The following is a 4875-nucleotide window of genomic DNA, read 5'->3' as shown; positions in this document are numbered from 1 at the left end:
GTCGATATGTTGACCACTGCGCCGAGCAGGCCTTGCGCCAGATCGGCGCAGTGGTCAACATATCGACCTCGCAGACGGTCAAGGGCACCGAAGGCCCTGGCGCGGTGCCGATGCCGCAATTGCCCGAGGGGTCGCCCTTCCAGGATTTCTTCGACGATTTCTTCAAGAACCGCGGCGGTGACAAGGACAACGGCTCGCAGAAGGTGCAGTCGCTGGGCTCCGGCTTCGTCATCGATGCCGAGCAAGGCATCGTCGTCACCAACAACCATGTCATTGCCGATGCCGACGACATCGAGGTCAATTTCTCCGATGGTGTCACCTTGAAGGCGACGCTGGTCGGCACCGACACCAAGACCGATGTCGCCGTGCTCAAGGTCGATCCGAAAGGCCACAAGCTGACGGCGGTGAAGTTCGGCGATTCCACCAAGATGCGCGTCGGCGACTGGGTGATGGCGATCGGCAATCCGTTCGGCCTCGGCGGCACGGTCACGGTCGGCATCGTCTCTGCCCGCAACCGCGACATCAATTCCGGCCCCTATGATGACTTCATCCAGACCGATGCCGCGATCAACCGTGGCAATTCCGGCGGACCGCTGTTCAACAGCGCCGGCGAAGTCATCGGCATCAACACGGCGATCATTTCGCCTTCCGGCGGTTCGATCGGCATCGGCTTTTCCATCCCCGCCCAGCTCGCGTCCGGCGTCGTCGACCAGTTGCGCCAGTTCGGCGAGACGCGGCGCGGCTGGCTGGGCGTGCGCATCCAGCCGGTGACCGACGACATCGCCGAAAGCCTCGGCATGGCGACCGCCAGGGGCGCGCTGGTCGCCGGCGTGATCAAGGGCGGCCCGGTCGACAATGGCACCATCCAGGCGGGCGATGTCGTCATCAAGTTCGACGGCAAGGACATCCATGAGATGCGCGATCTGCCGCGCGTTGTCGCCGAAAGCCCGGTTGGCAAGGCGGTCGATGTGCTCATCGTGCGCAAGGGTGTCGAGCAGACCGTGAAAGTGACGCTCGGCCGGCTCGAGGATGGCGAGAAGCTCGCCAGCAGTGAGGAGGGCAGCAACACCGATCAGGACAAGGGCGACAAGGCTCCGGCCGTTTCCACTGCTTCGGTGCTCGGCATGACGGTCGGCGAACTGAACGACGAGACACGCAAGAAGTTCAGCATTGCGGCCGATGTTTCGGGCGTCGTCATCACCGACGTCACCAAGGACTCGGCCGCCGCCGAACGCGGCATCCAGCCCGGCGAGGTGATCACCGAGATCGCGCAGGAATCGGTCGCCACGCCCAAGGACGTCATGGACCGGATCGGCGCCTTGAAGGAACAGGGGCGCAAGAATGCGCTCTTGATGCTGGCCTCGAAGACCGGCGAGCTCAGGTTCGTGACGATCCGGATGGACTGAGATCCGGAAGATGCGGCGAAAAAATCCTCATCTTGAATGGAAAGGGCGGCTAGCGGGCCGCCCTTTTTCTTGCCTGCCAGTCTTGGCGCGACAGTCTGTACAGGACATGGCGCTTGAGCGCGGGATGGCTGTCGGGAATGCTGGGGTGGTCGAAATCGCCGGACGGATCCGCGCTCATGCCGAGGCGTTGCATGACGGCGGTGGAGCGGCGGTTGGCCGCGACGGCGAATGATACGATTTCATCGAGGCCAAGCGTCTCGAAGCCGTAGGCCAGCCACGCTTCGGCTGCCTCGGTGACATAGCCCTTGCCCCAGAACTCAGGTGCCAGCCGCCAGCCGATCTCGATGGTGCCGGCTGGCAGGGATGGCACATGATCGGTGTCGAGGAGACCGATGAAGCCGATGCATTCACCGGTGGCGGTGATCTCGGCGGCCGCAAAACCGTATCCGTCCTTCGTGGTCCAGGCCCTGAGCTCGTCCATCTTGGCATCCGCCTCGGCGCGGTCGCGGCGGAACGGAAAGAACTCCATCACCCGGTCGTCGGAGTTTATGCGGTGGAACAGGTCGCGGTCGCGATCCTCCCAGTTGCGCAGGATCAGGCGCTCGGTGCGCATTGGTTTCATTGCACAAACTCCTCCTGCCTGTAGCCTTGCACATAAAGCAGCGCGGTCAGGTCGCCATGATCGATGCGGACCTTGGCCTGTGCCGCCACCGTCGGTTTGGCGTGGAGCGCGACACCGGTACCGGCCAGGCGGATCATGCCGAGATCATTGGCGCCGTCGCCGACGGCGATGGCGTCGGCGGGCGTCAGGCCGAGGCGCGCTGAAATTTCGATCAACGCGTCGGCCTTGGCGGCGCGGCCGAGGATCGGTTCGCCGACCAGCCCGGTGAAGCGGCCGTCCTGCTCGAGCAGGCGATTGGCGCGGTTCTCCTGGAAACCGAGCATGGCGGCGATGCGCGTCGTGAAGACCTCGAACCCGCCAGACACGAGTGCCGTCCAGGCACCGTTGGCGCGCATGGTCCGGACCAGAACACGGCCGCCCGCTGCCAGCGTCAGGCGATTGGCGACGATGCGATCGACCACGGCGGCGTCGAGGCCCTTGAGCAACGCCACCCGTTCACGCAAAGCCGGTTCGAAGGCGATCTCACCATTCATGGATCGCGCGGTGATGGCCGCAACATGATCCTTGACGCCGATCTCGTCGGCCAGCTCGTCGATGCATTCCTGGTCGATCATGGTTGAATCCATGTCGGCGATCAGGATTTTCTTGCGGCGGGTTTCCGCCTGCTGGACGATCACGTCGACCGCCTCGCTGGCAAGTGCCGTGCGCAAGACGGCACTCGTGACGGCGTCGTCGGCTGCCTCAGGCAGGACGAGATCGCAGGCAATACCTTCGGCCAGCCAGACAACAGCGCTTGCGCCGACCGACCGTGAGGCCATATTCGCAAGCGACAGCGACAAAGCGCGCTCAGTGGGACGGGAAACAAGCGTGGCGATGAGCGGCATGGAACATTCCGGCGGGCAGGCGGGCAAGGGCCGCGTGAAGAACGCGATCCTGATAGCCGGGCCGACCGCCAGCGGCAAGTCGGCGCTTGCGCTCGATCTGGCCGAGCGCAGGGGTGGCGTGATCGTCAACACGGATTCCATGCAGGGTTATTCGGTGCTCGACGTGCTGACCGCCCGGCCGGAGGCGGCCGACCTCGCCCGCGCACCGCATTATCTTTATGGCCATGTCCACCCGGCCACCGCCTATTCCACCGGCGCCTGGCTGCGCGACGTGATGAAGCTGATCGAGGACGGCATATTCTCCGAACGGCCAGTGATTTTTGTCGGCGGCACCGGGCTCTACTTTCGCGCGCTGGCCGAGGGCATTTCGGAAATGCCCGACATTCCGCAGCGGGTCCGCGACCGCTGGCGCTATGAGTTGAAGGAGCAGGGCGCCGTCAAGCTGCACAGCCTGCTGCTGCGCGAGGATTCGGCGGCGGCCATGATGCTCAAGCCAACCGACAGCCAGCGCGTCGTGCGGGCATTGGAGGTTCTCGATGCGTCTGGCCGTTCGATCCTGGAATGGCAGGCAGAACGCGGCCAGCCGCTCATCGACAGGGAAAGCGCACGTTTCTTCGTGATCGAGCCGGATCGGGCGGCGTTGGTCGCTCGGATCGACAAACGCTTCGACCAGATGCTGGACAAGGGCGCGCTGGACGAGGTCAAGCGGCTTGCAGCACTTGGCCTCGATCCCGAATTGCCGGCGATGAAAGCGATCGGCGTTCGCGAACTGCAGGCAGCGATGGCCGGAGAGATTGGCTTTCCCGAGGCAATCGAACGCGCCAAGATCGCGACCAGGCAATATTCCAAGCGGCAAACCACCTGGTTCAGGCATCAATTGGGGCCGGAATGGCTGAGATTGCGCCCCGGTGATGATCTGGAAACCACGATCTCAGCGCTTGCTTCCGATACAACCTGAAAAGGTTACATGCAAGGAAAGGTTCCCGTGGTGGTTGTCCAAATTAACCCTCCGTAAGCCCGCCCATGCCATAAGATCAGTGGGCACTTTTCCAACGGGGAGCAGATGCGTTTCCACAAGGCGGAATCAGCATTTTTCGTCTTTATATTCGTGATCCTGGCCGCCGGCCTGGTGACGCTGCATGCTTACGGACTTCTGCAATCCTTCGCCGACGAGTTGCATACGGCTTCGGGTCTGGACAAGGTCATCTATCTCAACAAGCTCTTGTTCGCGACCGGCGTGCTCCTGGCCACCGCGCTGTTCTTCGGCATCTTCTTCATCTATCCGCTGATCCGCAAACAGGCGATGGAGGAAGGCAAGCTACGCGCCATGACGGTCTCGCTCAGCGCGCGCTCGGAAACATTCGAGCATGCGGCGCTGACCGATGGCCTGACCGGCATGCAGAACCGGCGCTATTTCGATGATGCGCTGAAGGAGTATCTCGAGGAATTCCGGCGCATCGAAAAGCCCGTCGGGCTGATGATCCTCGATCTCGACCATTTCAAGCAGGTCAACGACACCCACGGCCATGACGTCGGCGACGAAGTGCTCAAGGCCGTCGCGAACTGTCTCAAGGACATGACGCGCTACCACGATGTGGTGGCGCGATTGGGCGGCGAGGAGTTCGCCGTGGTCACGCCCAACATGGACGCCGAGCTTCTGGGCAAGTTTGCCGAGCGCATCCGCAAGGCGATTGCCAACATGTCGGTGCTGTCGGGCAATGTCCGCCTCAAGATCACCACCAGCGTCGGGCTCGCCGTCTGGGACCGCAAGGAAACAGCGGAAGAGTTCTATCGCCGCGCCGACCGCCAGCTTTACGAGGCGAAGAGGCAGGGCCGTAACCGCGTCTGCGCCTGAAATCGCATCACTGAATTCGTGAGGCTGGCCGTCTGGCGCCGTTTTCTGCGCTTCCGGTGCTCACGGACTCAAACGTCCGCTCCGCTTCGGTTCTCGAAAACAGAACCA

The 4875-nt window shown here is 63.1% G+C and carries 5 protein-coding genes; 3 read left to right on the top strand and 2 right to left on the bottom strand.

Features of this window, described 5'->3' with window-relative positions; translation table 11 throughout:
• Positions 1 to 1406, top strand: a 1406-nt coding sequence (locus tag EOB59_RS21755; protein WP_164895715.1) for a DegQ family serine endoprotease, incomplete at its 5' end; no start/stop codon positions are given.
• Positions 1407 to 1455: 49 nt separating this feature from the next.
• Here the strand turns inward: EOB59_RS21755 and EOB59_RS21750 are convergent.
• Together EOB59_RS21750 and serB are read right to left on the bottom strand one after the other, a co-directional pair.
• Entirely contained in the window at positions 1456 to 2028 is a 573-nt protein-coding gene (locus EOB59_RS21750; RefSeq protein ID WP_128289207.1) for a GNAT family N-acetyltransferase, read from the bottom strand.
• On the bottom strand, positions 2025 to 2912 hold the full coding sequence (gene serB / locus EOB59_RS21745) for a phosphoserine phosphatase SerB (protein WP_128289206.1): 888 nt from the start codon (positions 2910 to 2912) through the stop codon (positions 2025 to 2027). Before serB ends, EOB59_RS21750 begins: the two co-directional genes overlap by 4 nt.
• Here serB and miaA point away from each other — a divergent pair.
• Entirely contained in the window at positions 2902 to 3870 is a 969-nt protein-coding gene (miaA, locus tag EOB59_RS21740) for a tRNA (adenosine(37)-N6)-dimethylallyltransferase MiaA (RefSeq protein ID WP_128289205.1), read from the top strand. The two genes, serB and miaA, sit on opposite strands and share 11 nt — an antisense overlap.
• Positions 3871 to 3975: 105 nt before the next feature.
• Complete coding sequence (locus EOB59_RS21735; protein WP_127271965.1) at positions 3976 to 4767, top strand: GGDEF domain-containing protein; 792 nt, start codon at positions 3976 to 3978, stop codon at positions 4765 to 4767.
• The last annotated feature ends 108 nt before the right edge of the window (positions 4768 to 4875 follow it).

Origin of the sequence: Mesorhizobium sp. M7A.F.Ca.MR.176.00.0.0, assembly GCF_004023165.1 — a bacterium.
In the GTDB taxonomy this organism is placed as follows: Bacteria; Pseudomonadota; Alphaproteobacteria; order Rhizobiales; family Rhizobiaceae; genus Mesorhizobium.
This window is presented reverse-complemented; position numbering and strand designations above follow the sequence as displayed.